The sequence below is a fragment of the Burkholderia sp. E168m23 genome (assembly GCF_016586125.1).
In the GTDB taxonomy this organism is placed as follows: domain Bacteria; phylum Pseudomonadota; class Gammaproteobacteria; order Burkholderiales; family Burkholderiaceae; genus Burkholderia; species Burkholderia orbicola.
Genome location: NZ_BCPP01001684.1, coordinates 1 through 580, shown reverse-complemented (window position 1 = coordinate 580; position 580 = coordinate 1). Strand labels below are relative to the sequence as shown.

At 70.5% G+C, this 580-nt stretch carries 1 protein-coding gene; it reads left to right on the top strand.

All coding sequences use genetic code 11. The features are described 5' to 3' along the window. Positions 1-580 (top strand): ComEC/Rec2 family competence protein (locus JMF90_RS39655; RefSeq protein WP_201326609.1); only part of this gene is annotated, 580 nt, incomplete at both ends.

Genomic DNA, 580 nt, shown 5'->3' with positions numbered 1-580 from the left:
TTGCCCGTCGTCGACGAGACAGGCGCGCGGCTGCTGTTCGCGGTCGAATCGAACGATGCGGGGCTCACCCGTTTTCCACCATTGATCCGGCTGTCGTGGCGTGCGTATGGTGCATCCGCGACACGCGATGCGCTTCCCGATTTGCGGGCGGCCCAGCGCTGGCGTTTCGTCGTGCGTCTCAAGCGTCCGCATGCCGAGGCCAATCCCGGCGTGCGCGACAGCGAGGCGGCGTGGCTCGCCGCGGGCATTCGTGCGATCGGCTATGTCAGTGCGCCGCGCCGGGCGGTATTGCTCGATGCGCGCGCATCCGGATGGCGTGCATCGATCGATCGGGTGCGCGACACGCTGCGCGCACGCATCGGTGACGTGCTCGGTGCCGATGCAGCGCACCGCGGCATCGTCGCCGCGCTGGCGATCGGCGACCAGTCGGGCATCGGCGACGACGACTGGCGCGTCCTGCGCAATACGGGCACGAGCCACCTGGTCGCGATTTCCGGTCTCCATGTCGGGCTGGTCGGCGCGATCGCCGGCTGGCTCGTGTCGATGGTCTGGCGCCGCGTGCGCTGGCGCGCGCGGGCCG